Source organism: Streptomyces lomondensis (assembly GCF_014651035.1).
Classification (GTDB): Bacteria; Actinomycetota; Actinomycetes; order Streptomycetales; family Streptomycetaceae; genus Streptomyces; species Streptomyces lomondensis.
In genome coordinates this window covers 231,209-256,256 of sequence record NZ_BMWC01000001.1, presented here as the reverse complement: position 1 = coordinate 256,256, position 25,048 = coordinate 231,209, and the positions used below count along the sequence as shown (strand labels likewise).

General features: G+C 72.8%; 27 protein-coding genes and 1 tRNA gene. 19 read left to right on the top strand and 9 right to left on the bottom strand.

Annotation, left to right across the window (positions count from 1 at the left end; all coding sequences use genetic code 11):
- Positions 1-45 precede the first annotated feature (45 nt).
- Positions 46-558 (top strand): hypothetical protein, encoded by a 513-nt coding sequence (locus tag IE255_RS01150; protein WP_190048189.1) that lies wholly within the window; start codon positions 46-48, stop codon positions 556-558.
- A 48-nt stretch (positions 559-606) separates the two neighbouring features.
- Here the strand turns inward: IE255_RS01150 and IE255_RS01145 are convergent, their stop codons facing one another.
- Complete coding sequence (locus tag IE255_RS01145) at positions 607-1,473, bottom strand: spermidine synthase (protein ID WP_190048188.1); 867 nt, start codon at positions 1,471-1,473, stop codon at positions 607-609.
- A gap of 67 nt (positions 1,474-1,540) precedes the next feature.
- The gene (locus tag IE255_RS01140; protein ID WP_190048187.1) at positions 1,541-1,936 is read right to left on the bottom strand and encodes a hypothetical protein; all 396 of its coding nucleotides are present in this window, start codon (positions 1,934-1,936) and stop codon (positions 1,541-1,543) included.
- Positions 1,937-2,234: 298 nt separating this feature from the next.
- Here IE255_RS01140 and IE255_RS01135 point away from each other — a divergent pair, with 298 nt between their 5' ends.
- Positions 2,235-3,686, top strand: a complete 1,452-nt coding sequence (locus IE255_RS01135; protein WP_190048186.1) for an NsdA family TPR-like regulatory protein — start codon at positions 2,235-2,237, stop codon at positions 3,684-3,686.
- On the opposite strand, the gene IE255_RS01130 is transcribed toward IE255_RS01135, so the two are convergent.
- Positions 3,683-4,276, bottom strand: coding sequence for a histidine phosphatase family protein (locus IE255_RS01130; protein WP_190048185.1), 594 nt, complete (start codon positions 4,274-4,276; stop codon positions 3,683-3,685). The genes IE255_RS01135 and IE255_RS01130 overlap by 4 nt on opposite strands.
- Positions 4,277-4,468: 192 nt before the next feature.
- Between IE255_RS01130 and IE255_RS01125 the strand changes: the two genes are divergently transcribed.
- The 8 genes from IE255_RS01125 to IE255_RS01090 all read left to right on the top strand — a co-directional run bounded on the left by IE255_RS01125 (position 4,469) and on the right by IE255_RS01090 (position 10,912).
- Complete coding sequence (locus tag IE255_RS01125) at positions 4,469-5,422, top strand: phosphatase PAP2 family protein (protein ID WP_190048184.1); 954 nt, start codon at positions 4,469-4,471, stop codon at positions 5,420-5,422.
- The gene (locus IE255_RS01120; protein WP_190048183.1) at positions 5,373-6,506 is read left to right on the top strand and encodes a hypothetical protein; all 1,134 of its coding nucleotides are present in this window, start codon (positions 5,373-5,375) and stop codon (positions 6,504-6,506) included. The genes IE255_RS01125 and IE255_RS01120 overlap by 50 nt, the downstream gene beginning before the upstream one ends.
- Positions 6,497-8,089: an amino acid adenylation domain-containing protein gene (locus tag IE255_RS01115; RefSeq protein WP_190048182.1), complete on the top strand. Its 1,593-nt coding sequence runs from the start codon at positions 6,497-6,499 to the stop codon at positions 8,087-8,089. Before IE255_RS01120 ends, IE255_RS01115 begins: the two co-directional genes overlap by 10 nt.
- Positions 8,086-9,420 carry an AAA family ATPase gene (locus tag IE255_RS01110; RefSeq protein ID WP_190048181.1) on the top strand — a complete coding sequence of 445 codons (1,335 nt, stop codon included), beginning with the start codon at positions 8,086-8,088 and terminating at the stop codon, positions 9,418-9,420. The genes IE255_RS01115 and IE255_RS01110 overlap by 4 nt, the downstream gene beginning before the upstream one ends.
- Entirely contained in the window at positions 9,417-9,578 is a 162-nt protein-coding gene (locus IE255_RS01105; protein ID WP_190048180.1) for a hypothetical protein, read from the top strand. Before IE255_RS01110 ends, IE255_RS01105 begins: the two co-directional genes overlap by 4 nt.
- A gap of 120 nt (positions 9,579-9,698) precedes the next feature.
- Positions 9,699-10,067 (top strand): DUF8844 domain-containing protein, encoded by a 369-nt coding sequence (locus tag IE255_RS01100; RefSeq protein ID WP_190048179.1) that lies wholly within the window; start codon positions 9,699-9,701, stop codon positions 10,065-10,067.
- Between the two features lie 124 nt (positions 10,068-10,191).
- The gene (locus IE255_RS01095; RefSeq protein WP_190048178.1) at positions 10,192-10,848 is read left to right on the top strand and encodes a bifunctional DNA primase/polymerase; all 657 of its coding nucleotides are present in this window, start codon (positions 10,192-10,194) and stop codon (positions 10,846-10,848) included.
- Positions 10,839-10,912: transfer RNA gene (locus IE255_RS01090), tRNA-Lys, on the top strand. The genes IE255_RS01095 and IE255_RS01090 overlap by 10 nt, the downstream gene beginning before the upstream one ends.
- Before the next feature lie 57 nt (positions 10,913-10,969).
- Here IE255_RS01090 and IE255_RS01085 read toward each other — a convergent pair.
- Entirely contained in the window at positions 10,970-12,265 is a 1,296-nt protein-coding gene (locus tag IE255_RS01085) for a M6 family metalloprotease domain-containing protein (protein ID WP_229906240.1), read from the bottom strand.
- Positions 12,266-12,542: 277 nt separating this feature from the next.
- Here IE255_RS01085 and IE255_RS01080 point away from each other — a divergent pair, with 277 nt between their 5' ends.
- On the top strand, positions 12,543-14,402 hold the full coding sequence (locus IE255_RS01080) for a putative bifunctional diguanylate cyclase/phosphodiesterase (RefSeq protein ID WP_190048177.1): 1,860 nt from the start codon (positions 12,543-12,545) through the stop codon (positions 14,400-14,402).
- On the opposite strand, the gene IE255_RS01075 is transcribed toward IE255_RS01080, so the two are convergent.
- Entirely contained in the window at positions 14,378-15,469 is a 1,092-nt protein-coding gene (locus IE255_RS01075; RefSeq protein WP_190048176.1) for an LLM class flavin-dependent oxidoreductase, read from the bottom strand. The genes IE255_RS01080 and IE255_RS01075 overlap by 25 nt on opposite strands.
- 94 nt (positions 15,470-15,563) lie before the next feature.
- A complete protein-coding gene (locus IE255_RS01070; protein WP_190048175.1) occupies positions 15,564-15,833 on the bottom strand; it encodes a hypothetical protein in 270 nt (89 codons plus the stop codon).
- 254 nt (positions 15,834-16,087) lie between these two features.
- Between IE255_RS01070 and IE255_RS01065 the strand changes: the two genes are divergently transcribed.
- On the top strand, positions 16,088-16,261 hold the full coding sequence (locus IE255_RS01065) for a hypothetical protein (RefSeq protein ID WP_190048174.1): 174 nt from the start codon (positions 16,088-16,090) through the stop codon (positions 16,259-16,261).
- A 42-nt stretch (positions 16,262-16,303) separates the two neighbouring features.
- Here IE255_RS01065 and IE255_RS01060 read toward each other — a convergent pair whose 3' ends face one another.
- Positions 16,304-17,035: a maleate cis-trans isomerase family protein gene (locus IE255_RS01060; RefSeq protein ID WP_190048173.1), complete on the bottom strand. Its 732-nt coding sequence runs from the start codon at positions 17,033-17,035 to the stop codon at positions 16,304-16,306.
- A complete protein-coding gene (locus tag IE255_RS01055; RefSeq protein WP_190048172.1) occupies positions 17,032-17,847 on the bottom strand; it encodes a maleate cis-trans isomerase family protein in 816 nt (271 codons plus the stop codon). The genes IE255_RS01060 and IE255_RS01055 overlap by 4 nt, the downstream gene beginning before the upstream one ends.
- 197 nt (positions 17,848-18,044) lie before the next feature.
- On the opposite strand from IE255_RS01055, the gene IE255_RS01050 reads away from it, so the two are divergent.
- Complete coding sequence (locus IE255_RS01050) at positions 18,045-18,992, top strand: D-2-hydroxyacid dehydrogenase (RefSeq protein WP_190048171.1); 948 nt, start codon at positions 18,045-18,047, stop codon at positions 18,990-18,992.
- Between the two features lie 17 nt (positions 18,993-19,009).
- Positions 19,010-20,419 carry an amidase gene (locus tag IE255_RS01045; RefSeq protein ID WP_190048170.1) on the top strand — a complete coding sequence of 470 codons (1,410 nt, stop codon included), beginning with the start codon at positions 19,010-19,012 and terminating at the stop codon, positions 20,417-20,419.
- Here IE255_RS01045 and IE255_RS01040 read toward each other — a convergent pair.
- Positions 20,400-20,894: a DUF3830 family protein gene (locus tag IE255_RS01040; RefSeq protein ID WP_190048169.1), complete on the bottom strand. Its 495-nt coding sequence runs from the start codon at positions 20,892-20,894 to the stop codon at positions 20,400-20,402. The genes IE255_RS01045 and IE255_RS01040 overlap by 20 nt on opposite strands.
- Positions 20,895-21,001: 107 nt before the next feature.
- Between IE255_RS01040 and ehuB the strand changes: the two genes are divergently transcribed.
- From ehuB to IE255_RS01015, 5 genes are all read left to right on the top strand, one after another.
- Positions 21,002-21,931: an ectoine/hydroxyectoine ABC transporter substrate-binding protein EhuB gene (gene ehuB / locus IE255_RS01035; RefSeq protein WP_190048168.1), complete on the top strand. Its 930-nt coding sequence runs from the start codon at positions 21,002-21,004 to the stop codon at positions 21,929-21,931.
- Positions 21,928-22,629: an ectoine/hydroxyectoine ABC transporter permease subunit EhuC gene (ehuC, locus tag IE255_RS01030; protein ID WP_190048167.1), complete on the top strand. Its 702-nt coding sequence runs from the start codon at positions 21,928-21,930 to the stop codon at positions 22,627-22,629. The genes ehuB and ehuC overlap by 4 nt, the downstream gene beginning before the upstream one ends.
- Positions 22,626-23,276, top strand: a complete 651-nt coding sequence (gene ehuD, locus IE255_RS01025) for an ectoine/hydroxyectoine ABC transporter permease subunit EhuD (RefSeq protein WP_190048166.1) — start codon at positions 22,626-22,628, stop codon at positions 23,274-23,276. The genes ehuC and ehuD overlap by 4 nt, the downstream gene beginning before the upstream one ends.
- Positions 23,266-24,051, top strand: coding sequence for an ectoine/hydroxyectoine ABC transporter ATP-binding protein EhuA (gene ehuA, locus IE255_RS01020; RefSeq protein WP_190048165.1), 786 nt, complete (start codon positions 23,266-23,268; stop codon positions 24,049-24,051). Before ehuD ends, ehuA begins: the two co-directional genes overlap by 11 nt.
- 197 nt (positions 24,052-24,248) lie before the next feature.
- On the top strand, positions 24,249-25,010 hold the full coding sequence (locus tag IE255_RS01015; protein ID WP_190048164.1) for an IclR family transcriptional regulator: 762 nt from the start codon (positions 24,249-24,251) through the stop codon (positions 25,008-25,010).
- Positions 25,011-25,048: the final 38 nt, after the last annotated feature.

Here is a 25,048-nt window from a genome sequence, read left to right as displayed (position 1 = left end):
CGTTCATGGACAAGGCGTGGGGCGGGTGAGGCAGGATGGCCCGCGATGCGCAGAGGACTCGTACACCTGCTGGCCTGGCTGCTCGCCACGGGCGCGGCGGTCACGCTGTCGTGGTGGGGTGTCCACACGGTGATGGCGGGCACGGCCTACGACCCGCCGCGCGCCCTGCCCATCAAGGCCGCCGACGCGGCCACGCCGGAGTCGCAGGCGTCCGCGACACCGTCGGAACGGACCCCTCCGCCGAAGCGGCGGAAGCCGAGCCCACCGCCCACGGCCGGCAAGCAGAGCCCCGCCCCCACGAAACCGGCCGGCCCCTCCCCCACCCCCGCGGGCTCCGGCCGGGTCGAGAGCTACGACACCGACGGCGGCCGGGCGGTCTTCGATCTGGGGCGGACCTCCGCCTCCCTCGTCTCGGCGACTCCGGGCGCGGGCTGGTCGATGCAGGTGTGGAAGACGGAGGCGTGGATCCGCGTGGAGTTCTCCTCGGGCGCGGACCGGGTGTCGGTCTTCTGCACCTGGCACGACGGTCCGCCGCGCGTGGAGATCGGGAACTACTGAGCGCCGTACGGGAACTACTGAGCGCCTTACGGGATCAGCCGTACGGGATCACTTGAACACCGACGCGGGCGGCGCCGGGGACGCCACCGCCGCGAGGTCCGTCACGGGCAGGGCCCCGCCGGTGAAGTCGGTGAGCGTCCTGCCGTGCTCGACCCGGCCGGGGTGCGGGTCGGAGGCGGCGCGGCGGGTCAGTTCGGCGACGGGCAGCGGGTGGTCGGAGGCGACCAGGACGGCGTTGCCGAAGCGCTTGCCGCGCAGCACCGTCGGGTCGGCGACCAGCGCGAGCTGCTCGAAACGCGCGGCGGCGGTGGCGATCTGGCCGCGCAGGTGGACGAGCGGCGGCCCGTCGGCGAGGTTGGCGGCGTGGACACCGCCGGGCTTGAGGGCCCTGCGGACGTCGTCGAGGAACTCGGTCGAGGTCAGGTGGGCCGGTGTCCGGGCGCCGCTGAACACGTCGGTGATGACGAGGTCGGCCCAGCCGTCCGGCACCTTGGCGAGCCCCTCGCGGGCGTCGACGGACCGCACCCGGATCCGCGCGTTCGGATCCAACGGCAGCTCGCGGCGGACGAGTTGCACGAGGGCGGCGTCCCGTTCGACGACCTGCTGGGTGGAGCGGGGCCGGGTGGCGGCGACGTACCGGGCGAGGGTGAACGCGCCGCCGCCGAGGTGCACGGCGTGCACGGGGCGGCCCGGTGGGGCGGCGAGGTCGATCACGTGCCCGAGCCGGCGCTGGTACTCGAAGGACAGGTACGCCGGGTCGTCCAGGTCGACGTGCGACTGCGGGGCCCCGTCGATCACCAGCGTCCAGGCCCGGGCCCGCTCGCGGTCGGGGACCAGCTCGGCGAGCCCGCCGTCGACGCGCTCGACGACGGCCTCCGCACCGGCCCTGCGCCGCCCGCTCCTGGACTTTCCCATGGGGTCATTATCGGGGCTGCTGTGTTAGGCGGGACCGCACGGCCCGTGCACCCGGAGCCCTGCCGCCTCAGCGGCAGCTGTCCGCCGCCTTGATCATCCGGGCCGCCTCCCCGAGGGCCCTGCGCAGCACCGCGGGGTCGGTCGCCAGGTCGGCCTCACCGGGCGGGAGCAGCCAGTCCGAGCCCTCCACGGGAGGTCGGGGCGCCAGGGTCAGTCCGCGTCCGTCGGTCCCCGTGCAGGTGCTCCCCGGCAGGTCCCACGCCGCGGCCGTCCCCGGCGGTACCAGGAAGCCCAGGGTGCCGCCGCCGTCGTCGTGCAGGACGGGTCCCACCGCCTCGGCCGTCCCGCGTCGCAGGATGTCCACCGCCTCCAGCCCCTGCCGCGCCGGCACCGTCACCACATCGCAGCCGGCCGCCGGCGTGCTCGGCGGCGTACGAGGATCGTTGATCCGGCTGGTCTCCACTCCCGGCCTCCACCACGAAAACCCCTGCTTGGACGAGCGGTCGGGAGTCGGGGGCCTCCCGGTCCGCAGGGTTCAACGCGGGAGGGCGTCAACGGCTACGGCGGAAGTCAGCCGCAAAGGATGGCACTTCATGGCAGATCACGGATGAGATATCCGGTTTGTAGTCAAACCCAGCGTGACGGCTCCGGCACAGCAGGTACGTTCTTGCTCGCCGGAAACAGGGCAGACCTTACGGACAACACGTACAAGTCGCCCTGAAACCGGCATGGTTCGTCGGTTCGCACGAGAGGACCCGGCCATGGCGTCGTCAACAGTGACCCCATCCCAACCCGACCGGCCGGCACGGCCGAACCTCGCCTTCCGGCAGCTGCGCGGACAGCGCTCGCCGGCCGAGTTCGCCGCGGCGATCCGCCGGGCCGCCCTCGAGATCGGCGAGCAGGTCAGCTGTGACGCGCGGTACATCGGCCGGGTCGAGGCGGGTGAGATCCGCTGCCCCAACTACGCATACGAACGGGTGTTCCTGCACATGTTCCCGGGCCGCACGCTCACCGACCTGGGGTTCGCGCCCCGCTCGTCGGTACGCGGGCGCCGGGCGCGCGACACCGAGGACGCGCCCCTGACGCGCACGACGAACCTCGCGAACGCCACGAGTGAGACCAGTGGGGCGTCCGAGCCGTATGACACGCAGAACCCGTACGACCCGTACCACCCGCACGACACCTACGAGGAGAGCGACGTGCTGCGTCGCGCATTCATGACCGGCGGGGGCGCCACGGTGGCCGCCGCCTCGCTGGGGCCCGTCGGCCTCGCCCTCGACGCCGCGGCGGCACAGCGCCCCGTGCGCCGCGCCGGGGCGAGTGACGCGGGTGCCCTGGAAGAAGCCGTCCGCCGGATCCGGCTGCTCGACGACCGGCACGGCGCCGACGGCCTCTACCGCCGCGCGGCGGCCCCGCTGAGGGCCGCCTACGCCCTGCTGGACGCCGGCACGACCCGGCAGACGACGGCGGACCGGCTCTACTCGGGCGCCGGTGAACTGGCCATCTCCGTGGGCTGGCTGGCCCATGACTCGGGGCGCTTCGACGACGCCCGCTCCCACTACGCGGAGGCGCTGGCGACCGCCCGGATGACCGGCGACCCGGGCCTGGAGGCGCACGCCTTCTGCAATACGGCGTTCCTCGCGCGCGACGCGGGCCGCCCGCGCGAGGCCGTCCGGGCGGCCCAGGCCGCGCAGCGCGTCGCCCGGCCCGTGGGCTCGGCCCGGCTGATGTCGCTGCTCGCGCTGCGCGAGGCGGGCGGCTGGGCGGGGCTCGCCGACCGCGTCGGCTGCGAGCAGGCACTGGCCCGGGCGCACGCCCTGTTCGAGCGGGGCCCCTCGGACGCCGACCCGGAGTGGATGAGCTTCTACGGAGAGGCCGAACTGGAGGGCCTGGAGGCGCAGTGCTGGTCCACGCTGGGCGACTGGCCCCGGGCGGCCCGGCACGCGCGGCGGGCGGCGGAGCTTCAGGATCCGCACTTCACGCGGAACATCGCGCTGTACACGGCGGAGCTGGCGGACGACCTCGCGCGGGGCGGACGCCCGGACGAGGCCGCGGTGGCGGGGATGCGGGTGCTGGACCTGCTGGAGGAGGTCCAGTCGTCCCGGATCCAGACGATGCTGGCGGCCACGGCCCGGGTGCTGCTGCCGCACCGGAGGGCTTCGGGGGTGTCGGCGTTCCTGGAGAGGCACGCGTCCCTGCCGCGGATCACCTAGGCAAGGTGCCCGAGGTCGTTCCAGCTCTCGATGGCCGGCTCTCCGTACGCCCAGCCCAGCACCGACAACGACGTCGGGTTCAGCCGTATCCGGGCCGCGAAGTCGAGCGGCAGGCCCAGCCAGCGCGCCCCGATGGAGCGCAGGATGTGCCCGTGGGCGAAGACCAGGACGTCGCGGTCCTCGGAGCGGGCCCAGGACACCACCTCGTCCGCCCGGGCCGTCATCTCGGCGAGCGTCTCGCCCTCGGGGACGCCGTCGCGCCAGATGAACCAGCCGGGCCGGACGGCCTGGATGTCCGCCGGGGTCATGCCCTCGTACGCCCCGTAGTCCCACTCCAGCAACGCGTCCCAGGCACGCGCGCGGTCCCCGAACCCGGCCAGTTCGCACGTCTCACGCGCGCGTGCCAGCGGGCTGGTGCGCACCTCGACACCGGGCAGGCCGTCGTACGGCGCCCGGTGCAGGCGTTCGCCGAGCAGCTTGGCGCCGCGCCGGCCCTCCTCCAGGAGCGGCACGTCGGTCCTGCCCGTGTGCTTGCCGGACAGTGACCACTCGGTCTGTCCGTGCCGGGCCAGCAGGATGCGCGCGGGCATGGGGAACCTTTCAGGAAGAGAAACGCAGGCGGAACTCCTCCATCATCGCGCACCCTGGTCACGGGCAACCCGGGGGGCGATCTCTGCGTCTTTGAGGTCCGGGGGGCGCCCCCTGGGCGCGTACGGACGCCGTAAAGTGGCACGGCCGGACGGCCGGGGCGCCGCGTGACGACGAAGGGGGAGGGCGATCGGATGCCGCACACCGAGACACCGGGCACCGAGGCGGCCCCCGCGCGCAGGCTGCGCTGGTGGACCGAGCTGCCGCTGATCCTGCTGGTGTACGCGTGCTACTCGGCGGGCCGGCTCCTCGCCCGGGGCGACGTCTCCGGTGCGGTCGACCACGGTCTGGCGCTCCTGCGCTTCGAGCAGGCGCTCCACATCAACTTCGAGCATCCGCTGAACCGTCTCTTCACGCGCGAGGCATGGATAGGCATACCGGCGGACTTCTGGTACGCGTCACTGCACTACCTGGTCACGCCGGTGATCCTCGTGTGGCTCTTCCGCTCCCGGGCCGTGCGCTACCGCGCCGCACGCACCTGGCTGATGACGTCCACCCTCATAGGCCTGATCGGTTTCGCACTGCTGCCGACCTGCCCGCCCCGGCTCCTCGACGCGAGCCACGGCTTCGTGGACACGATGGCCCAGTACAGCTCCTACGGCTGGTGGGGCGGCGCGGCGAGCGCACCGCGCGGTATGGGGGGCATGACCAACCAGTACGCGGCCATGCCGAGTCTGCACGTGGGCTGGTCCCTGTGGTGCGGAGTGATGCTGTGGCGCTACGGCGGCACGCGTACGGCGAAGGCGGCCGGTGTCGCCTACCCGCTGATCACGACGATCGTGGTCATGGGCACCGCCAACCACTACTTCCTCGACGCGCTCGCCGGCGCGGCCGTCATGGGCGTCGGGCTGTTGCTGGCACCGGTCGTGATGCGGAACGCGGACCGGGTCAGGGCACAGTTCGCGCCGCGTGTCGCGCCGGTCGCGGCGGCCTCTTCGGCCGCAGGTTCCTCAATTGTCAGTGCCGGATGCCAGACTTCCGCGGGTGAGCGAATTCCACGGCAGCGCGAGTCGCGGTTCGGAGCGGGAGCCGAGCCGAGTGCCTCCCCCAAGGACGCGGGGGACGGCGCTCCGGCACCGGCTCGCTGAGCTGCGCGGCCCCGACGTCCCCGCGAAGGCACTGGACGCGCGGGCTCTGGCGGCCCTGGCCGCCAACCCCGGTTGCGCGCGGCGCGCGATCCTCGACGGCGCCGGGGTGAACAAGACGGCGCTGGCGAGCGCGCTGGGCTCGCCGTCGGCCTTCGGGCAGTCGCAGTTCGCGCTCACGCGGGGCAACGCGTTCGAGGCGAAGGTCAAGGCCGACGGCGGCGCGGAGCTGCTGCGGCTGGTGCACGAGAAGCTGGACCGCTCCGCCGAGCCGCCCGCCGACGCGCGCGTGCCCGACCTGACGGCGACCGGCCCCCAGGGGCGTACGGCCCGTACGGCGCTGGAGCTGCGGGAGGCCGCCGCGCACCCGGGCGCCTGGACGCTGCTCGACCATCCGATGCTCGCGCTGGACGTCGCGGGCTCCCCCGCGTTCCTGGAGCCGGACGCGGTGGTGGTGCATCCGGACGGCAGCTGGACGGTCGTCGAGATCAAGTCCTTCCCGCTGCTGGACGGTTCGGCGGACCCGGCGAAGGTCGGGGCGGCGGCCCGGCAGGCGGCGGTGTACGTGCTGGCGCTGGAGGAGGTCGCGGTCCGGCTCGCCCATGAGACGGCCCCGGCCCCGCGGGTGCGGCACCGGATCCTGCTCGTCTGCCCGAAGGACTTCTCCAACCTGCCGGCCGCGTCCGCGGTCGACATCCGCAAGCAGCGCGCGGTGACGGCCCGCCAGCTGGCCCGGCTGACCCGCATCGAGGACATCGCCGACACGCTCCCCGAGGGCACGTGCTTCTCGCCCGAGCTGCCCGCCGAGGAGCTGACGGCCGCCGTGGAGTCGGTCCCGGCGACGTACGCGCCCGAGTGCCTGTCCGCGTGCGAGCTGGCCTTCCACTGCCGGGCCCGGTCCCGCGAGACGGGCGCGGTGACCTCGCTCGGCCGCCCGGTGCGGGCGGAGCTGGGCGGCCTCGCGACCGTCGAGGACGTCCTCGCGGCCGCCCGCGGTGAGGCGGGCGACCCCGACGACCCGGCCGTGGCGGCGCTGCGGCGCGCGGCCGTGTTGCGCGCCGAGGCTCTGGAGGCGGCATGTCGCTGATCTCCACCCTGGCCCGCCTCGAAGCGGTCAGCACGGGCCGCGCCCAGCCGGCTGCCACCGTCCGGCACCGGCATCTCGGCGACCACCCGCTGGTGTTCGTGCCGCTCACCACCGCCGGTGAGGCCGGCGCCCCGCTCGGCGCGCTGGTCGGCACCGACCGGGACGCGCCGCGCCTGCTGGTCGTCCCGCAGCCCCGCGATCGCGACCTGAGGTTCGCGTTCCTGGCCGAACTGGCCGATGTGGTGCTGCCGTACATCGACGGATACGCCGAGGCCGTGGAGGCTGCCGAGCGCACCGAGACCGACCCGGAGACCGGCAAGCGGGTCAAGGTCGAGGTCGAGCTGTGCGCGGACGCGCCGCAGCTGATCGTGCCGAGCCGGGCGGGCATCGACCTGGTGCGGCTGCTCGGGCGGTCCATGCGGTTCCGGCGTACGGCCGAGCAGGATCCGGAGGCGCCCTACCCGGCACCGCCGCGGGTGCCGCTGCTCGGGCGGTGGCTGACGCACTTCGGGGAGCGGGCCCGGGTGCCCGGCTCCTCCCTGCTGCTGGCGATGACCGACGTCCTGGGCCGGCACTGGGCGATCGGGCAGTCCACGCTGGAGGACCAGCACCTGGGGGCGCTGCTCGCCTGGATCGACCCGCCCGAGGGTGTCACCGGCGCCGAGGCGGCGCTGCGGGCCGAGCTGGAGCGGGACGAGCGCGGCCAGCTGACGTGTCCCCCGGCCGGTCCGGCCACCGACCCGGCGTTCGACAACAAGCTGCTCGCCCCGGCCATCGAGCGCTACGACCGCGCCCGCACCGCCCTCGCCGCCGCCGAGGACGGCCTGGAGGCCGACGACCGGCTCGGGGCCCTGACCGCCGCCGAGCGGGAGATCCGCGACCTGCTGCTCAGCCGCACCCGCCCCACCTGGGACGCGGTGTGGCGGGGGCTGGACCTGCTGCGGGAGCTGCCCGAGGGGGCGCATGTCGAGGAGCGGTGGACGCGCGACCGCTGGTCGTTCACCGGCCACCGCGACCGGGTGCTGGCGGGCGAGCCCCCGCAGCCGCGCCGCGACGACGCGGTCACCGCGGCGAACAAGCTCGCCACGCGCGAGCGCGAGCAGGCCCGGCTGGAGGCGCAGGAGGCCCTCGACGACCCGCTGGTGATGGCGGGCCGGCGACTGGCCGGGGAGGCCTTCGCGGGCGAGGTCACCGACGTCGTGATGGCGTACAGCGACGGCAAGCGGCCCAGCCCCCGCCCCCTGGTCACGGTCCGCACGGACGACCGGCCGCAACTCGGCGAGCGGACGAAGGTGTACCGCTCGCTGGGCGGGAAGCCGCAGTCGGCGGAGTTCGTCGCGGCCGAGGAGGACGGGGCCTGTGTCGTGCTGCGGATCCTCGACAAGATGGGCCGCGGCAAGGAGCCCGAGCCGGGGTCGGTGCCGGAGAAGGGCGACCGGGTCTGCTTCACGCTCTTCGAGCACGAGCAGCGGGGCGGCGCGAAGCTGCCCGACCCGGAGGAGACGCCGTGGACGCACGGCGGGCCGCCCGGCGAGGCGCTCCCGGAGGCCGCCGACCCGGTGACCGAGGAGGATGTGCTGTGACCACGGTGTTCGACCCCTCGGCCGCGGCGGCGCAGGCCACGGACGCGATCCTCCACGACACGCTGCACGGCACCGCGCGCGGTGTCGTGGTCGACTCCCCGCCCGGCGCGGGCAAGTCCACGCTCGTGGTCCGCGCGGCCCTCGAACTGGCCGAGGCGGGCCGGCCCCTGATGGTGGTCGCGCAGACCAACGCCCAGGTCGACGACCTCGTCCTGCGGCTCGCCGAGAAGAACCCCGAGCTGCCGGTGGGCCGACTGCACAGCAGCGACGCCGACCCGTACGACAAGGCGCTCGACGGCCTGGAGAACGTACGTAAATCGGCCAAGGCGGCGGAACTCGCCGGGCTGGCCGTGGTGATCTCGACCGCCGCGAAGTGGGCGCACGTGAAGGTCGACGAGCCGTGGCGGCACGCGATCGTCGACGAGGCGTACCAGATGCGCTCGGACGCGCTGCTCGCGGTGGCCGGGCTGTTCGAGCGGGCGCTGTTCGTGGGCGACCCGGGGCAGCTCGACCCGTTCGCGATCGTGGGCAGCGAGCAGTGGGCGGGCCTCGCCTACGACCCGTCGGCCTCGGCGGTGACGACGCTGCTCGCGCACAACCCGGACCTGCCCCAGCACCGCCTGCCGGTGTCCTGGCGGCTCCCGGCCTCGGCGGCGCCCCTGGTCTCCGCCGCCTTCTACCCCTACACGCCGTTCCGCAGCGGCACCGGCCACGGCGACCGGGGCCTGTCCTTCGCCGTGCCGTCGGACGGCTCGGGCCCCGACCGGGTGATCGACGAGGCGGCCGCATCGGGCTGGGGCCTGCTGGAACTGCCCGCCCGGCACACCCCGCGCACGGACCCGGAGGCGGTACAGGCGGTGGCGGCGGTCGTACGGCGCCTGCTGGACCGCGGCGGCGCGGCGACCTCGGAACGGTCGGCCGCGCCCTCCCCCCTCACGGCCGACCGGATCGCCGTGGGCACGGCCCACCGGGACCAGGCGGCGGCGGTCCGCGCGGCCCTCGCCGGCCTCGGCGTCCCCGATGTGGTCGTGGACACGGCGAACCGGCTCCAGGGCCGCGAGTACGACGTCACGGTGGTCCTCCACCCCCTCTCCGGCCGCCCCGACGCCACCGCCTTCCACCTGGAGACGGGCCGCCTCTGCGTCCTGGCCTCCCGCCACCGGCACGCCTGCATCGTGGTGTGCCGGGCGGGCGTGAGCGACCTGCTGGACGACTATCCGTCGACGGAGCCGGTGCAACTGGGGACGGTGGTGAAGTTTCCTGATGGATGGGAGGCGAATCACGCGGTGCTGGCGCATCTGGCCGAACACCGGGTGGTGTGGCGCCCGTGACCCGCACCACCGGGCATCCCCCGGCCCACTCGACCCTCCGCCGGCCGGAGGCCGGCACGCCGCCGGAGGCGGCCGATGAACACAGCCCTGATGGATGGGAGGCCAATCACGCGGTGCTGGCGCATCTGGCCGAACATCGCGTGTCCTGGAAGCCGTGACGAACAGCGGGTGGTGTGGCAGCCGTACCCACTCCCGCGATGCCCACTTGCGCGCCCGCGAGACAATGGACGGTGGCCCACTCCCCACGGGTCATGCGCGACGTACGAGGAGGAGAAGACATGGCGGAGCCCACGCCGCGTCGGAACGAACCGCGGCTACGCCCCGCGCCCCTGCTCTTCGAGCCCGCGGAGGCGGCCTCCGACCCTGAGCACTTCTTCGACCTCGAGTCGATCGACGACCCGCGGGCGCTGCTGGCCAGGGCGACCGAGCTGACGCTCGCGTTCCGGGCCGCGGCGGACCGGGCCGTGGAGTTCCAGGCGATCGCGGCGGCCCAGCTGGCCGATCCGCGGCGGTTCGACCGGCTGACGACGGCGGACATCGCCGAGCGGGCCGAGTGGACCGAGGACTACGCCAAGAAGATGGTCGAGTTCGGGCGGGACCTGATGCGGGGCGGCGCCGAGGGCCGGGGGCCCGGCGACCCCGTCTGAAACGGGCCCTTCCCGATCACCTGGCATATGCCAGGCGGGCAAGATACTCCCTCCCACCCCCTCCTGTCCCGATTTCCCGCAACCCTCGGGAACCGGGCGGTCACGACCGGTAGACCTGGATGCCATGACCAGCGCATGGAACGCCTCCCACGTCACCCCGGACGGAGCCACCTGGCTCGCCTCGGCAGGAACGTATCCGCGAAGCACGCTCGCCCTCTGGGAGGAGCGGCCGGACGCGCCGGTCGTGCTGCCCTGCGGCTCGGTCTTCGACGTGGTCAGCGCGCCGGCGCTGTTCGGGCGCCGGATGCTGGACCGGCTGTGGGACGACGGGCCCGGCTCGGGCCCGGTCGCGGAGTACCGCGGCAGGATGCTGCTGTTCGCCGCCCCGGGCACGGCCCAGCGGCTGCCGGCGCTGCTGGAGTGGGAGGAGTGGGGCACCCACGGCCGGGACACCCGGGGCGGCCGGGAGAGCTGCCGCACGGACGCCGTACCGCCGCTGCTGTGCCACGGCACCGGCGACGCGGTGACCGTCCCGGCCCCGACGGAGAGCGCCTCCCTCACCGACCCTGCCCCGACGGGAAGCGCCTCCCCCACCGGCCCTGCCCCGGCCCGCTCCGCCGCCCGCTGGCTCGTCGCCCCCGACACCCGTCAGCCCTGGCTGCCGGGCCCCGAGGTCCTGCTGTGGGCGGCCGTCCGGGCGGCCCGCTCGGCCGTGCGGATATCGATTTTTCCTCCCGCCGACCAGGGTGCTAAGGTCTACGACGTCAGCAGGCGCCGCTAGCTCAGTTGGTTAGAGCAGCTGACTCTTAATCAGCGGGTCCGGGGTTCGAGTCCCTGGCGGCGCACAGACGGTGAAGGGCCCCTCGCGAGAGCGAGGGGCCTTTTGCGTACCCGGAAGCTCTTCAGCGGCCCACCATGATCTTGATCGTCCAGGCCCCCGAAGCCGTGCGCCCCTCCACCTCCACCCGTACGCCCTCCCCCGGCACCGTGAAGCTCTCCCCGAGGGCGATCGGCGCGTCCGCGAGGGGTGGGTAGACGGAGTCCTCCCAGCAGGCCTCGGTGCGCGGATGGGCGTCGATCACCTCGATCGGCCCGCCCCCGGACTGGGCCCCGCCCCGTACTCGGTACACAAGCACCCCCTGCCGGCACGCGGCCGCGTCGTTGCCCACCGGCCCCCGGGCCTCGAAGGCGAGCACGCTGTCGCGCCCCGTCCGCACCACCGCGAGCTTGGTGCCCCGCCCGAGCCCGAAGGCCGGCGCCCCGGCGGCGCCCGCCACCGGCACCCCGGGCCCGGCCGCCAGCGGCTCCAGCGTCAGCCGGGCGGGCCCGGCGTTCTGCACGCACCGCACCTGCCGCGGATCCAGCCAGCCCAGCTTCCACTTGTGCCAGCCGAACAGATCGGGGGCCAGCCCGAACTGGCTGCCCATCAGGTCCCAGTCGCCGACGTGCGTGTCCCAGTCGCCCTTGCCGTCGGCGGGCCGGTGGTAGAGGTCGGGAAGATCGAAGACGTGCCCGGTCTCGTGGGCGAGGACGAGCCGGTCCGGCGGATGCTGCTCGAACACCGTGACGACCCGGCGCAGGTCGGTGCCGTCGGCCCGCATCGGGCTCGTGAGGTTCACGACCTTGGTCGCGTCGGAGTCCACGCCGGGCGCGTCCGGGTCGGCGACGAAGTACACGACGTCGTAGCGCGAGAAGTCCACCTGCGGGTCGGCCACGGCGAGCGCGTCGCGCAGGTAGGCGGCCCGGTGCTCGGGGCTCCAGTCACGCTGTATGGCGTACGCGGTGGACGGCTGCGGCATCCGGATCCAGTGCTTCAGCGGGTGCGGGCGCAGGGTGAAGCGGCCGTAGGACGCGCGTTCGAAGAAGCGGGTGGTGGCCGGGAAGTGGTCGGCGGTCAGGTCCTGCGGCGTGGTCAGCGGGTGGGCGTCCGGGAAGGACAGGAAGACCATGACCGCGTCCAGGGACCGGGCCGGACGCGGATAGGCGGCGTTCCAGGTGTCCAGGCCCTCCGAGTGGTGGGCGTCGGTGCGAGTCAGGGCGCAGGGCGCGGCCGAGTCGGGCTCGGCTGCCGAGGGGCCGGTGCCGAGAGAGGTGGCGGCGAGCGCCGACATGGTGGTGAACAGGGCCGCGGTGCTGCGCAGTCGGGCGCGCGGGAACTGACGCGGCACGGGTACCTCCGGGTACGGTTCGCGGGACACCGCACCCAGCCTCTGGCGATTTGTCGTACTGCGCCCTGTTTGCCTGCACCAGTCGGGTGAGAGGGCCGAAAATTCGCGGAAGCCGACACCCCCGAAGCACTCACGGAACGTCACAACTGGTCGGGGGCCTGAAGAAGGGGTCCAGGCGTGCGCAGAAACGATCTGGCGGAAGCGCGGACTGGCCGGGAAGACTGGACACCGGCTGGAAGCCCCTCGGGCCAGCCTCTATGATCGGCACACTTTCCTGACCTTTCCTGCACGGACAGAGATCGAATACATGCGGGAGCGAGCGGTGAGCGGAACCTCCGAAGGGCCGGCGCCCGCGGCAGACCTCGACCGGCCGGTCGTCACAGAGAGTGAGATCGATGCGCCTCCCCGTACCGAGCCCTGGCCGCGGCTGCCCTACCGCTCCGTCTTCGCGGCCGCTCCGCTCGCCATGGCCGTCGTCGACCGCGAGGGCATGGTCGTCGGCGCCAACGACGCGCTCGCCGCCCTGCTCGGCAGCTCTCCGGACGAGCTCACCGGGTCCGTCGCCGCGGATCTGGTCGACCTCACGTCCGACGCCCGCAGCTGGCACGCCTACCGCGAGGTGCTGCGCGGGCGGCAGTCCCGGCTGCGCTGCACGCGCCGCCTGAAGCACCCGGACGGGCGCTCGCTGTGGGTGCAGGTGACGGTCGCCCCGCTGCCCGACGAGGACCGGGGCGTGCTGTTGTCGGTCGCCGACATCAGCGCCCGCCGCGAACTCCAGGCCCGGCTGCGGCACTTGCAGATGCACGACCCGGTGACCCGGCTGCCCAACCGCACGCTGTTCTTCGAGCGCCTGTCGGCCGCACTGGAGGCGGAGTCGTACGAGGAGAGCGGCACGGGCCGGATCGGGCTGTGCTACCTGGACCTGGACGGCTTCAAGGCCATCAACGACACCCTCGGCCACCGCGTGGGCGACCGGCTGCTGGCCGCCGTCGCCGAGCGCCTGACGCGCTGCGCGGACGAGGCCGGGCACTCCCGGACCAGCATCCCGCTGGTGGCCCGGCTCGGCGGTGACGAGTTCGCGCTGCTCGTCGAGGACTCCACGGGCACCGAACAGCTGGCCGAACTGGCCGAGTCGGTGCTGCGGGCGATCCAGGACCCGTTCGACATCCTGAGCCAGCGGCTGTCGGTGTCGGCGTCGATCGGCGTGGTCGAGCGGCACGCGGCCGGGACGACCCCGACCGCCCTGATGCAGGCGGCGGACACGACGCTGTACTGGGCGAAGGCCGACGGCAAGGCCCGCTGGACGCTGTTCGACCCGGAGCGCAACGCCCACCGCATGACCCGCCAGGCCCTCGCCTCCACGCTCCGCCCGGCCATCGACCGGGGCGAGTTCCAGCTGGAGTACCAGCCGCTGGTCGGCATGGAGGACGACCGGCTGCACGGGGTCGAGGCGCTCATCCGCTGGAATCATCCTCAGTTCGGCGTACTGACGCCGAATCGGTTCATCGGACTTGCGGAGGAGGACGGTTCGATCGTTCCGCTGGGCCGCTGGGTGCTGCGCACGGCCTGCCGGCAGGCCCGGCGCTGGCAGCTGGACCACCCCGACGAGCCGCCGATCTTCGTCAGCGTGAACGTGGCGGTGCGTCAGGTCTGGGACTCGGACCTGGTGGCGGACGTGGCCGAGACCCTGGCCGAGACGGGTCTCGCGCCGCATCTGCTCCAACTGGAGCTGACGGAGTCGGCGGTGATGGGCTCGGCGGGCCGGCCGTTGCAGGCGCTCAAGGCCCTCAGCGACATGGGCGTCCGCATCGCCATCGACGACTTCGGCACGGGCTATTCGAACCTGGCCTACCTGAGCCGGCTGCCGGTGTCGGTGCTGAAACTGGACGGGTCCTTCGTACGGGGCTTCCAGTACGACGACCGGGACGCGGCCGCCCGGGCGAACCCGGCCGACGAGGTCGTCGTCGAGGCGATGATCCAGCTGGCGCACCGGCTGGGCCTGACGGTCACCGCGGAGTGCGTGGAGACCTCGGCGCAGGCCACGCGGCTGCGGAGCATCGGCTGCGACACCGGACAGGGCTGGCTGTACTCCCGTCCGGTGCCGCCGGATCGTATCTCCGAGCTGCTGGGCACGCCGGGTGTTCAGGCGGGCGTCGGCAACCCGTAGGCGTCGGCGATGAGTTCGTAGGAGCGTACGCGGACGTCTCCGCCGTGCGCGTTGGCCGTGATCATCAGCTCGTCGGCGCCGGTGCGCTTGGCGAGGTCGTCCAGGCCGGAGCGGACCTCGTCCGGGGTGCCGTGGATGACGCCCGCGTTCCAGGAGTCGACGAAGTCGCGCTCCATGGGGCTGAACTCGTAGGCCTCGGCCTCTTCGGGGGTGGGCACGAGGCCGGGGCGGCCGGTGCGCAGCCGGACCATGCTGAGGGCGGCGGCCAACACCTGCCTGCGGGCCTCCTGCTCCTCGTCGGCGGCGAGCGCGGAGACGCCGATGAGGGCGTACGGCGCGTCGAGCACGGCGGACGGCTGGAAGGACTCGCGGTACAGGTCCAGGGCCGGGATGGTGTTCCGCGCCGAGAAGTGGTGGGCGAAGGCGAACGGCAGCCCCAGGGCGCCGGCGAGGCGGGCGCTGAAGCCGGAGGAGCCGAGCAGCCAGACGGGCGGGCGGTGCGGGGACTGGACGCCGCCGGGGCTGGTCGCCTGGATCGGGCCCGGTACGGCGTGGATGCGGCGGTAGGGGTGCCCGTCGGGGAAGTCGTCGTCGAGGAAGCGGATCAGCTCGGCGAGCTGCTGCGGGAAGTCGTCGGCGCCCTCGCCCAGCCGGTCGGTGCGGCGCAGGGCGGCGGCCGTGGCACCGTCCGTGCCGGGGGCCCGGCCGAGGCCGAGGTCGATCCGGCCCGGGGCCATCGCCTCCAGCGTCCCGAACTGCTCGGCGATCACGAGCGGGGCGTGGTTGGGCAGCATCACGCCGCCCGAGCCGAGCCGGATGCGGTCGGTGTGGGCGGCGAGGTGGGCCAGGATCACGGCCGGGGACGAGGAGGCCACGCCCGGCATGGAGTGGTGCTCGGCGACCCAGTAGCGGTGGAAGCCGCGGTGCTCCGCGAGGCGGGCCAGGTCGACGCTGGTGCGCAGCGCGCCGGAGGCGGTGCGGCCGGCCCCCACGGTGACCAGGTCCAGTACGGAGAGGGGGACGGGGGCGCTGCCCTGTGCTGCGCCGCGTATCTCGTCTGCCGCCACGGTGGGGTGCCTCCTGCTGTGGGCCGTGTGCTGTCGTCCCGGCTCTAACAGGGGACTGTCTCCGGTTATTCCCGGGCAGCTGCGACCGGGGCCGTCAGGCGGCCTGCTCCCAGTCGCTCCGGGCGATGCCGTGCGGGGGCGGGCGGTCGGCCTTCTCGCGGGCCCGGAGGACGGTCCAGGCGAGGGCGGCCGCGCCGAAGAGCCACCAGGGCAGGGGCCACACGACACCCCACCAATCGGCCCGCGGATCGAGGAAGGCGTCCGCAGCGGCGCTGATCATGGCCGCGGCCAGGCTCCAGCACAGCAGACGGGCGGAGAGCTGGACAGCGCTTACGGGGGATCTGAACGGGCGCGGTTCGGCCATCGGGGAGTCCTTCACGGCACGACTGGCTGCGGATGTGGCCAGTGTGCACGGGATGGACAACAGAAGGGGAACGCGCTTTCGGTCAACCCAAGGGCTGCGTGGGGCGGCGGAGTTGAGCGTTCCTCAGCTCCGGGCGGGGCGGGAGAGGGGTTGCGTCCCGATTTGCCCCGGATAAGTGGTAGGACCGATTCCGGCCCCCATGGAAGGCACGTTCGAGGGCACTGCGTTTTTTCACCGGTTCTCCGGAGGGCACCTTGGAGTCGCCGCAGGAACTGTTCGACTCCGGCGTCGGCTGGGACCTTCCGCTGGTCACGCTGGTCGGGGCCGTCGCAGGCGGAGTCTTCGGCTTCGCCTTCCCCTCCGTCCTGTACCGGCCGCGCCGGGAACGGCCCGCCGTCCCGCCGCCGCCGCCCGAACGCAGGGCATGAGGCCCGCCGAGCCGGTGCCACGCCGGCCCGGACGGGCCCGGCTCACACCTGGACGATCGGCTCCCTCGTGAACAGCGCCCCTAGCTCCGGTGCGTTCACCCGGCGGTCCGCCAGGCGCAGGGCCTCCCAGACCGTGACCTGGTTGGCCGTGAGGATCGGCTTGCCGAGTTCCTTCTCCAGCGTCGGGATGTGGGCCGCCGTGTGCAGGGCCGTGTCGGGCAGGAGGAGCGCCTGGGCGTCGGGGTGGTCGGAGTTCCGGGCCAGGGCGAGGAGTTCCGCCTCGCCCCACGTGCCGACCTCGGCCGCCGTGATGATGCCGGAGCTCTTGACCGACACGACCTCGACGCCGTCCGAGCGCAGGAACTCCGCGAAGAGCCGCGCCACGTCCTCCGGGTACGTGGCGCCGATCGCGACGCGCCGCACGCCCAGCTCCCGTACCGCGTGCACGAACGCGAAGGACGTGGAGGAGGCCGGCATGCCGGCCGTCTGCGCCAGCGTGCGGACCTGCTCCTGCGCGCCGTCCCAGCCGTAGACGAAGCTGCCGCTCGTGCAGGCCCAGACGACCGCCTCCGCGCCGGCGTGCCGCAGTTCCTGGACGCCCGCCGCGAGCCGCCCGGCCGAGCCCATCTCCAGCAGCGCGTCCACCCGGTGCGCGTCCTCACCGATGTCGGTGTGCACCAGGTCCACCCGGATGTCGCTGCCCAGCAACTGCTCGATGCGCGGATAGTCGTCCTCGGCGGAGTGTCCCGGGTAGAGGAATCCCAGTGCTGTCATGTCCAGCCTTCCTGCTGCTGCTCTTCTTCCGGCACGACGGGACCGGGGTCCGCCCCCGGCGGTACGGGACCGGACCGCGCCGCCGGATTGATCAGCGCTTGATACGGTCCCACCGCACGGGTACCCAGTCGGCGCAGCGCAGCCCACATCGTCACTTGGTTGGCCGAGATCACCGGGATGCGCAGCTCCGCCTCCAGCTGGGGGATCACGTCGTAGGTGGGCAGGTTGGTGCAGCTGATGAACAGCGCGTCGGCGTCCCCGCGGACGGCCTGGCGCGCCATGTCCACGACCTCCCGGTAGGGCACCTTCCAGATGTGCCGGGTCAGGCCCATGAAGGCGCACCCGGAGATCGTGACGCCCGCCTGGGCCACATAGGCCTCCAGCGCCTGCGTGACCGAGACCGTGTACGGCGTCACCAGCGCGACCCGCCGTACGTCCAGCTCCACCAGGGCCTCCAGCAGCGCGCCCGAGGTGGTGATCGCCGGTACGGCACCGGCCCGGCTCATCGCCTCGCACATCGCGCGCTCGCCCATGACACCGCCGACGAAGCTGCCCGACGTACAGGCGTAGGCGATGACCTCGGGGGCGATCGCGTTGAGCGTGCGGACCGCCTCGCTCAGCGTCTCGTGCTCGCTGACCAGCCGGGCGAGATCGAGGCTCACCTCGACCGGCACATACGGCGTTCGCGTCATGTGCAGGGAGACCCCGTCCGGCACCCAGCGCCACAGTTCGCGGTCGAGTGCGAAGTCGAAGGGGGCGACGACGCCGACCCCGCGCTGCGGGCTGGGCCCGCCGAGAAATGAGACGTCCATGGCAGGCACCGGCCTCACGTTGGGCAACGAGTGTGCAACGGATCGTGGGAACGCCCGTGTTGACGACGGTAGGTTCGGGTGCGAGCGTGGTCAATCCGCCCGGATCATTCCTTGGTCAACACCGTGTTAACTCGTCGTCACCGGCCGCCTCCCCACGGCAGGCCGGCCCCGCCGATCGGCTGGAGAAACGGCTGCTCATGCCCACCCCCACCCTGCTCGTCCTGGACGCCGAACCCCTCCCCCGCCTCGGCCGCCTCACCGGCCGCGTCCGTATCGAACACACCGACGCGGCGGGGCTCGCCGAGCGCCTCCCGCGTGCGGATGTACTGCTGGTGTGGGACTTCACCTCGCGCGCCGTGCGGGACGCCTGGCCGGGCGAGGGGCCCCGGCCCCGCTGGGTGCACACGGCGAGCGCCGGTGTGGATCACCTGATGTGCCCGGAACTGGCCGCCTCCGACACGGTGGTGACGAACGCGCGCGGCATCTTCGACCAGCCGATCGCCGAGTACGTCGCCGCGCTCGTGCTTGCCATGGCCAAGGACCTGCCGCGGACGCTGGAGCTCCAGCGGGAGCGGACCTGGCTCCACCGCGAGTCGCACAAGGTCGCCGGGAGCCGGGCCGTCGTGGTCGGCTCCGGGCCCATCGGCCGGGCGATCGCCCGCACGCTGGGGGCGCTGGGCATCACCACCGCGCTGGTCGGCCGCGCCCCGCGCGCCGGCGTGCACGGCCCGGAGGACCTCGACCGGCTGCTGTCCCGCGCCGACTGGGTGATCGCCGCCGCACCGCTCACGGAGCAGACGCACGGCATGTTCGACGCCCGCCGCTTCGGCGTGATGCAGCCGTCCGCCCGGTTCGTCAACATCGGACGCGGCCGGCTCGTCGTCGAGGACGCCCTCGCCGAGGCCCTGGCCGGGCACGGGATCGCGGGCGCCGCGCTGGACGTCTTCGAGACCGAGCCCCTGACCCCCGACAGCCCGCTGTGGCAGGTCCCGGGCCTGATCGTGTCGCCCCACATGAGCGGCGACACGATCGGCTGGCGGGACGACCTCGGCGCCCAGTTCGTGGAGCTGTACGAGCTGTGGGAGGCCGGCAAGCCGCTGGTGAACGTGGTCGACAAGCAGCGTGGGTATGTACCGGGCCACTGACGTTCCTGGGAGGGTGGATGACCGAGCTCACCGAGCTGACCGCCGTACGGCTCCTCGACAGTTACCGCAAGGGCGAGTGGAGCCCCGTGGAGGCGACGCGGGCGGCGCTGGAGCGGGCCGAGGCGATCCAGCCGGAGGTGAACGCCTTCGTCCGGCTGACCGCCGAGGACGCGCTGGAGCGGGCCCGGGCGTCTGAGGAGCGATGGCGGCGCGGTGAGCCACTCGGGCTGCTGGACGGGGTGCCGGTCACCGTCAAGGACATCCTGCTGCTGCGCGGGGCGCCGACCCTGCGCGGCTCGAAGGCCGTGGACCCGGCGGGGCGCTGGGACGAGGACGCCCCGTCCGTGGCCCGGCTGCGGGAGCACGGGGCGGTCTTCATCGGCAAGACGACGACCCCCGAGTACGGCTGGAAGGGCGTGACGGACTCGCCGCTCAGCGGCGTGACCCGCAACCCGTGGGACCCGTCGCGCACCGCGGGCGGGTCGAGCGGGGGCGGCGCGGCGGCCGTGGCGCTCGGCGCGGGACCGCTGTCGCTGGGCACGGACGGCGGCGGCAGTGTGCGTATCCCTGCGTCGTTCTGCGGCATCTTCGCGCTGAAGCCGACGTACGGGCGGGTGCCGCTCTACCCGGCGAGCGCGTTCGGCACGCTGGCGCATGTCGGGCCGATGACGCGGGACGCGGCGGACGCGGCGCTGCTGATGGACGTCATCGGCCACCCGGACTCGCGCGACTGGTCGGCGCTCGCCCCGCCGCCCGGGGCGTACGCGGAGGGCCTGGCGGGCGGGGTGCGCGGCCTGCGGGTGGCGTACTCGCCGTCGCTGGGCGGGCAGGTGGCGGTGCAGCCGGCGGTGGCGACGGCGGTACGGCGGGCGGTGGAGCGGCTGGCGGAACTCGGCGCGTACGTCACGGAGACCGACCCGGATCTCACCGACCCGGTGGAGGCCTTCCACACCCTGTGGTTCAGCGGGGCGGCGCGGGTGACCCAGCATCTGGGACCGAAGCAGCGGGAACTGCTGGACCCGGGCCTGCGCGAGATCTGCACACAAGGCGCCCGCTACTCGGCGCTGGACTATCTGGCCGCGGTGGACGTCCGGATGGACCTGGGGCGCCGGATGGGCCGCTTCCACGACACGTACGACCTGCTCGTCACGCCGACCCTGCCGATCACGGCGTTCGAGGCGGGCGCCGAGGTGCCGAAGGGATCCGGCCATCGGCGCTGGACGGGCTGGACCCCGTTCACGTACCCGTTCAACATGACGCAGCAGCCCGCGGCGAGTGTGCCGGTCGGCGCCGACGGGGACGGGCTGCCGGTCGGTCTCCAGCTCGTGGCCGCCCGGCACCGGGACGATCTGGTGCTGCGGGCGGCGCACGCGCTGTACGAGGCCGGGGTGGCGACGGCCGGCCGGCCTACGCCCGCCGGAAGCTGAGCGTCTCCCCCGCCGCTCCCGACCGCCACAGGTCGTTGCACGCCTCCGCCATGGCGTCCAGGCCCTCGACGACCTGGCCCCAGACGATGCCGGGGACCCAGCCGACATCGCCGTTCAGCAGCAGGTTGTTGCGCTCGTAGAACAGGGCCAGGTCGACGAGGGTGGTCCCGGCGCGGACCTCGCGGTCGTAGCCGTACGCCTTGGTTCCCAACTCCGCCCCGGCGAAGGTGAAATAACACAGATCGCCGGGGATGGGGGTGATGGTCGGGTTTTCCAGGGGTGGTTCGGTTTCGGCGAAGGGCGGGAAAAGGGCGTAGATCTCGTTGCGTGCGTACTTCGCGTGGTAGACGTCACCGGCCAGCGGAAGGGAGTCCCAGACGGCCGCGCAGGTGATCGGCGCGCGGTCGTCCAGCAGCCTGGCCTTACAGGTCACGTCGCGCTTGACCAGCGAGACTTCGATATAGCGATCACTCATGCCCTCCATGGGAGTGCCCGCCGCCCCCGCGGTCAAGGGCGCAGGGGGAGAGTGCGGGGCTTGAAAAGATCGGCATAACTCGCATGCGGTCGGGTAGCCGCGCGCCCATGGCTCCACCACGCAGAAGCCCATCGAGAAAACCCGAACCCCTACCCCAGGCCATATCCGGGCCCACACGCCGGTCGCTGCTCGCGGGGGTCGCGGCGCTCGGCGCAGTGGGCGCCGCCGGATGCAGCCGGGTCGCCACCGCCTCGGACGTCAAGGGCGGCGACCTCCTCGACCGGCTCCGGGCGGCGGGCGTCGTCCGGCTCGGCATCGCCGGCGAGATCCCGTTCGGCTTCATCGACAAGAACGGCGAGCTGACCGGTGAGGCACCGGAGCTGGCCAAGGTGATCTTCAAGCGCCTCGGCGTCGACCGGGTGCAGCCCGTGCCGACCGAGTTCGGCTCGCTCATCCCGGGCCTGAACTCCCAGCAGTTCGACGTCGTGGCCGCCGGGATGTACGTCAACCCCGAGCGCTGCGAGCAGGTCATCTTCTCCGACCCGGACTACCAGATGCTCGACTCGTTCATCGTCCGCAAGGGCAACCCGAAGGGGCTGCGCGACTACCGGGACGTCGTCGAGAAGAAGGCGAAGTTCGCCACCGGGACCGGATACGCCGAGATCCAGTACGCCGTCGAGGCGGGGTACAAGGAGAGCGACATCCTCATCGTCCCGGACCAGGTGGCGGGGCTGAACGCCGTGGAGGCGGGGCGCGTCGACGTGTTCGCCGGTACGGCGCTCACCGTGCGCGAGGTGGTGAAGAAGTCCGCCCAGGCGGAGGCCACCGAGCCGTTCAAGCCGCTCGTGGACGGCAAACCGCACGTCGACGGCGGCGCCTTCGCGTTCCGGCCGACCGAGACGAACCTGCGGGACGCCTTCAACGTGGAGCTGCGGGGGCTCAAGAAGAGCGGCGAACTCTTCCGCATCCTCAAGCCGTTCGGTTTCACCGAGGCCGAGATGACGGATCTGACCGCGAAGGAGCTCTGCGGCGGATGACCTCGGGACTCTGGGAACTGGTACTCAAGGGCGTCTGGGTCACGATCCAGCTGCTCGTGTGCAGCTCGCTGCTGGCCGCGGCGGTCTCCTTCGTCGTCGGCGTCGCGCGCACCCACCGGTTGTGGATCGTCCGCTTCCTCGCGGGCCTCTACACCGAGGTGTTCCGCGGGACCTCGGCGCTGGTGATGATCTTCTGGGTGTTCTTCGTGCTGCCCCCGGCCTTCGGCTGGCAGCTGGTGCCGCTGTGGGCGGGCACGCTGGCGCTGGGCCTGACCTACGGGGCGTACGGCTCCGAGATCGTGCGCGGCGCGCTGAACGCGGTCGACCCGGCGCAGAAGGAGGGCGGGATCGCCCTCAGCTTCACGCCCTGGCAGCGGATGAAGCTGATCCTGCTGCCGCAGGCCGTGCCGGAGATGATCCCGCCGTTCTCCAACCTGCTGATCGAACTGCTCAAGGGCACCGCCCTGGTGTCGATCATGGGCATGGGCGACCTGGCGTTCAGCGGCAACCTCGTACGGCTGGCGCTCCAGGAGAGCGCGGAGATCTACACGTACATCCTGATCGTCTACTTCGTGATCGCCTTCCTGCTCACCCGGGTCATGCGCGGTCTGGAGAAGAAGCTCAAGGCGGGGGTCGGCAAGAAGCCCGCCGACAAGACCCGGGCGCCTGAGCCGGTCGTGGTGGAGGCGGTCCGATGAACTGGGACTGGAGCGCGGTCTCCGACTTCATGCCGGACTTCTGGGAGGGCCTGCTGGTCACCCTCCAGATCCTGGTGCTCGGCTCGCTGATCTCCTTCGTGCTGGGACTGGTGTGGGCGCTGCTGATGCGGTCGCCGTCCCGGTGGGTGACCTGGCCGGTCGGCGCCGTCACGGAGTTCGTCCGCAACACCCCGCTGCTCGTGCAGCTGTTCTTCCTCTACTACGTGCTGCCCGAGTGGGGCCTGACCTTCTCGGCGCTCGCCACGGGCGTCTTCGCGATCGGGCTGCACTACTCGACCTACACGATGCAGGTCTACCGCGCCGGCATCGAGGCCGTGCCGGCCGGCCAGTGGGAGGCGGCGACGGCGCTGAACCTGCCGCTGCGCCGGACGTGGTCCGCGGTGATCCTGCCGCAGGCGGTGCGCCGGGTGGTGCCCGCGCTCGGCAACTACGTCATCGCGATGCTCAAGGACACGCCGATGCTGATGGCGATCTCCGTGCTGGAGATGCTCGGCCACGCGCGCCTGTTCTCGCAGGAGCACTTCCAGTTCACCGAGCCGCTGACGGTGATCGGCGTGGCCTTCATCGTCATTTCCTATCTGGCCTCCCTTGCCCTGCGAGCCCTGGAGCGACGCCTTGCCCACTGACACTCTCCCCAACCCCGAGAAGAACCCCACCAGGAGCAGCGGCGAGCTGATCCGGCTGGAGCAGGTCACCAAGCGGTTCGGGGACCACACGGTCCTGGACCACCTGGACTTCTCCGTGGACGCCGGCAAGCACGTCACGCTGATCGGCCCGTCCGGATCCGGCAAGACCACGATCCTCCGGCTGCTGATGACGCTGACCAAGCCCGACGAGGGCACGATCACCGTGGACGGGGAGCGGCTGTTCCCGGCGCCCGAGAAGCAGGTGCGCGAGGTCCGCAAGAAGATCGGGATGGTGTTCCAGCAGTTCAACCTGTTCCCGAACATGACGGTCCTGCGCAACATCACCGAGGCCCCGGTCACGGTCCTCGGCATGTCCAAGGACGCCGCCGAGGAGCGGGCGCGCGAGCTGCTGGAGCTGGTCGGGCTGACCGACCACCTCGACAAGCACCCGGCGCAGCTGTCCGGCGGGCAGCAGCAGCGGGTGGCGATCGCCCGGGCCCTGGCGATGCGGCCGCAGGTGCTGCTCCTGGACGAGGTGACCTCCGCGCTCGACCCGGAGCTGGTCGCGGGCGTCCTCGATGTGCTCAGGGACATCGCCCGCTCCACCGACATCACCATGCTCTGCGTGACCCACGAGATGAACTTCGCCCGGGACATCTCCGACCAGGTACTGATGTTCGACTCGGGGCGGATCATCGAGGCGGGCCCGCCGGAGAAGATCTTCAGCGAGCCGGAGAAGGACCGGACCCGGGAGTTTCTCAGCGCGGTCCTCTGATTACGGGACGTGACCAGGCGGAATGTCGGGTCGTCGGACTGGGGCATGCTTCTGGCATATGCCAGAGGGTCAATGCCCCAGTCCGGGAGACCGGGAATCTTGTCAACCCCCGCTCCCTGCGGGCCCTTTGACGGTTAACCTGAGAAAGGTTCACTGACCGGATTACGGCCCTCAGAGCAAGCGCAGGGGAGACCACCGTGGCGCTGAAGCACGAGCCGCCCATCACCCCGCACCACTCGGCCCAGGAAGCCCTGCGCGTCCTGGAGACGGTGGCGCGAGACAGTTCCGGCATCACCGACGCCGAGCTCGCCCGGCGCACCGGCATCGGACCGGAGCGGCTGACCGCACTGCTGCGCATGCTGCGCCGCGAGGGCTACGTCGAGCAGATCGCCGACGGCGCGTACGTCGCGGGCGAGACCCTGGCCCGCCTCGGCTCCGCCCACCACCGCGAGCAGGCCCTGCGCGACAAGCTCCAGCACACCCTCGAGGCGCTGCGCGACTCGGTCGGCGCCGCCGTCTATATGAGCCGCTACGTCGACGGCGAGATCAGCGTCACCCAGTACGCGGACAGCCCGGCCACCCCCAAGGTCAACGAGTGGGTCGACTTCCGCTCCTCGGCCCACGCGACCGCCATCGGCAAGAGCCTGCTCACCCAGCTCGACCACGCCGGCCGCCGCGACCACCTCGCCCGGCACAAGATGGCCCGCCTCACCTCGCGCACCATCACCAGCGACCGGCTGCTGCTCTCCCGCCTGGAGGCCCAGCCGCCCACCGTGCCCGTCCTGGACCTCCAGGAGTACGCGGTCGGCACGGTCTGCGCGGCCGTCCCCATCACGGCCGGCTCCTCCGTCGGCTGCCTGGCCCTGTCCCTCCCGGTCGAGCACGCCCACCGCCTGCGCCAGGCCGCGGACGCCCTCAACCGCAACGCGGCACCGGTCCTGCTGTCCATGGCGATCTAGCGCACTTCCGGGTGGTCCGGAGCACCCCTCGGCACCAG

Bases quoted from the DNA above. Each gene is read 5' to 3' on its own strand.
- IE255_RS01095 (WP_190048178.1), top strand. From the start codon at position 10,192: ATGACCAGCGCATGGAACGCCTCCCACGTCACCCCGGACGGAGCCACC.
- IE255_RS01070 (WP_190048175.1), bottom strand. From the start codon at position 15,833: ATGGCCGAACCGCGCCCGTTCAGATCCCCCGTAAGCGCTGTCCAGCTC.
- IE255_RS01040 (WP_190048169.1), bottom strand. From the start codon at position 20,894: ATGAGTGATCGCTATATCGAAGTCTCGCTGGTCAAGCGCGACGTGACC.
- IE255_RS01145 (WP_190048188.1), bottom strand. From the start codon at position 1,473: ATGGGAAAGTCCAGGAGCGGGCGGCGCAGGGCCGGTGCGGAGGCCGTC.
- IE255_RS01045 (WP_190048170.1), top strand. From the start codon at position 19,010: ATGACCGAGCTCACCGAGCTGACCGCCGTACGGCTCCTCGACAGTTAC.
- IE255_RS01130 (WP_190048185.1), bottom strand. From the start codon at position 4,276: ATGCCCGCGCGCATCCTGCTGGCCCGGCACGGACAGACCGAGTGGTCA.
- IE255_RS01100 (WP_190048179.1), top strand. From the start codon at position 9,699: ATGGCGGAGCCCACGCCGCGTCGGAACGAACCGCGGCTACGCCCCGCG.
- IE255_RS01135 (WP_190048186.1), top strand. From the start codon at position 2,235: ATGGCGTCGTCAACAGTGACCCCATCCCAACCCGACCGGCCGGCACGG.
- IE255_RS01115 (WP_190048182.1), top strand. From the start codon at position 6,497: ATGTCGCTGATCTCCACCCTGGCCCGCCTCGAAGCGGTCAGCACGGGC.
- IE255_RS01125 (WP_190048184.1), top strand. From the start codon at position 4,469: ATGCCGCACACCGAGACACCGGGCACCGAGGCGGCCCCCGCGCGCAGG.
- IE255_RS01055 (WP_190048172.1), bottom strand. From the start codon at position 17,847: ATGGACGTCTCATTTCTCGGCGGGCCCAGCCCGCAGCGCGGGGTCGGC.
- IE255_RS01150 (WP_190048189.1), top strand. From the start codon at position 46: ATGCGCAGAGGACTCGTACACCTGCTGGCCTGGCTGCTCGCCACGGGC.
- IE255_RS01060 (WP_190048173.1), bottom strand. From the start codon at position 17,035: ATGACAGCACTGGGATTCCTCTACCCGGGACACTCCGCCGAGGACGAC.
- IE255_RS01080 (WP_190048177.1), top strand. From the start codon at position 12,543: ATGCGGGAGCGAGCGGTGAGCGGAACCTCCGAAGGGCCGGCGCCCGCG.
- IE255_RS01050 (WP_190048171.1), top strand. From the start codon at position 18,045: ATGCCCACCCCCACCCTGCTCGTCCTGGACGCCGAACCCCTCCCCCGC.
- ehuC (WP_190048167.1), top strand. From the start codon at position 21,928: ATGACCTCGGGACTCTGGGAACTGGTACTCAAGGGCGTCTGGGTCACG.
- ehuB (WP_190048168.1), top strand. From the start codon at position 21,002: ATGGCTCCACCACGCAGAAGCCCATCGAGAAAACCCGAACCCCTACCC.
- ehuD (WP_190048166.1), top strand. From the start codon at position 22,626: ATGAACTGGGACTGGAGCGCGGTCTCCGACTTCATGCCGGACTTCTGG.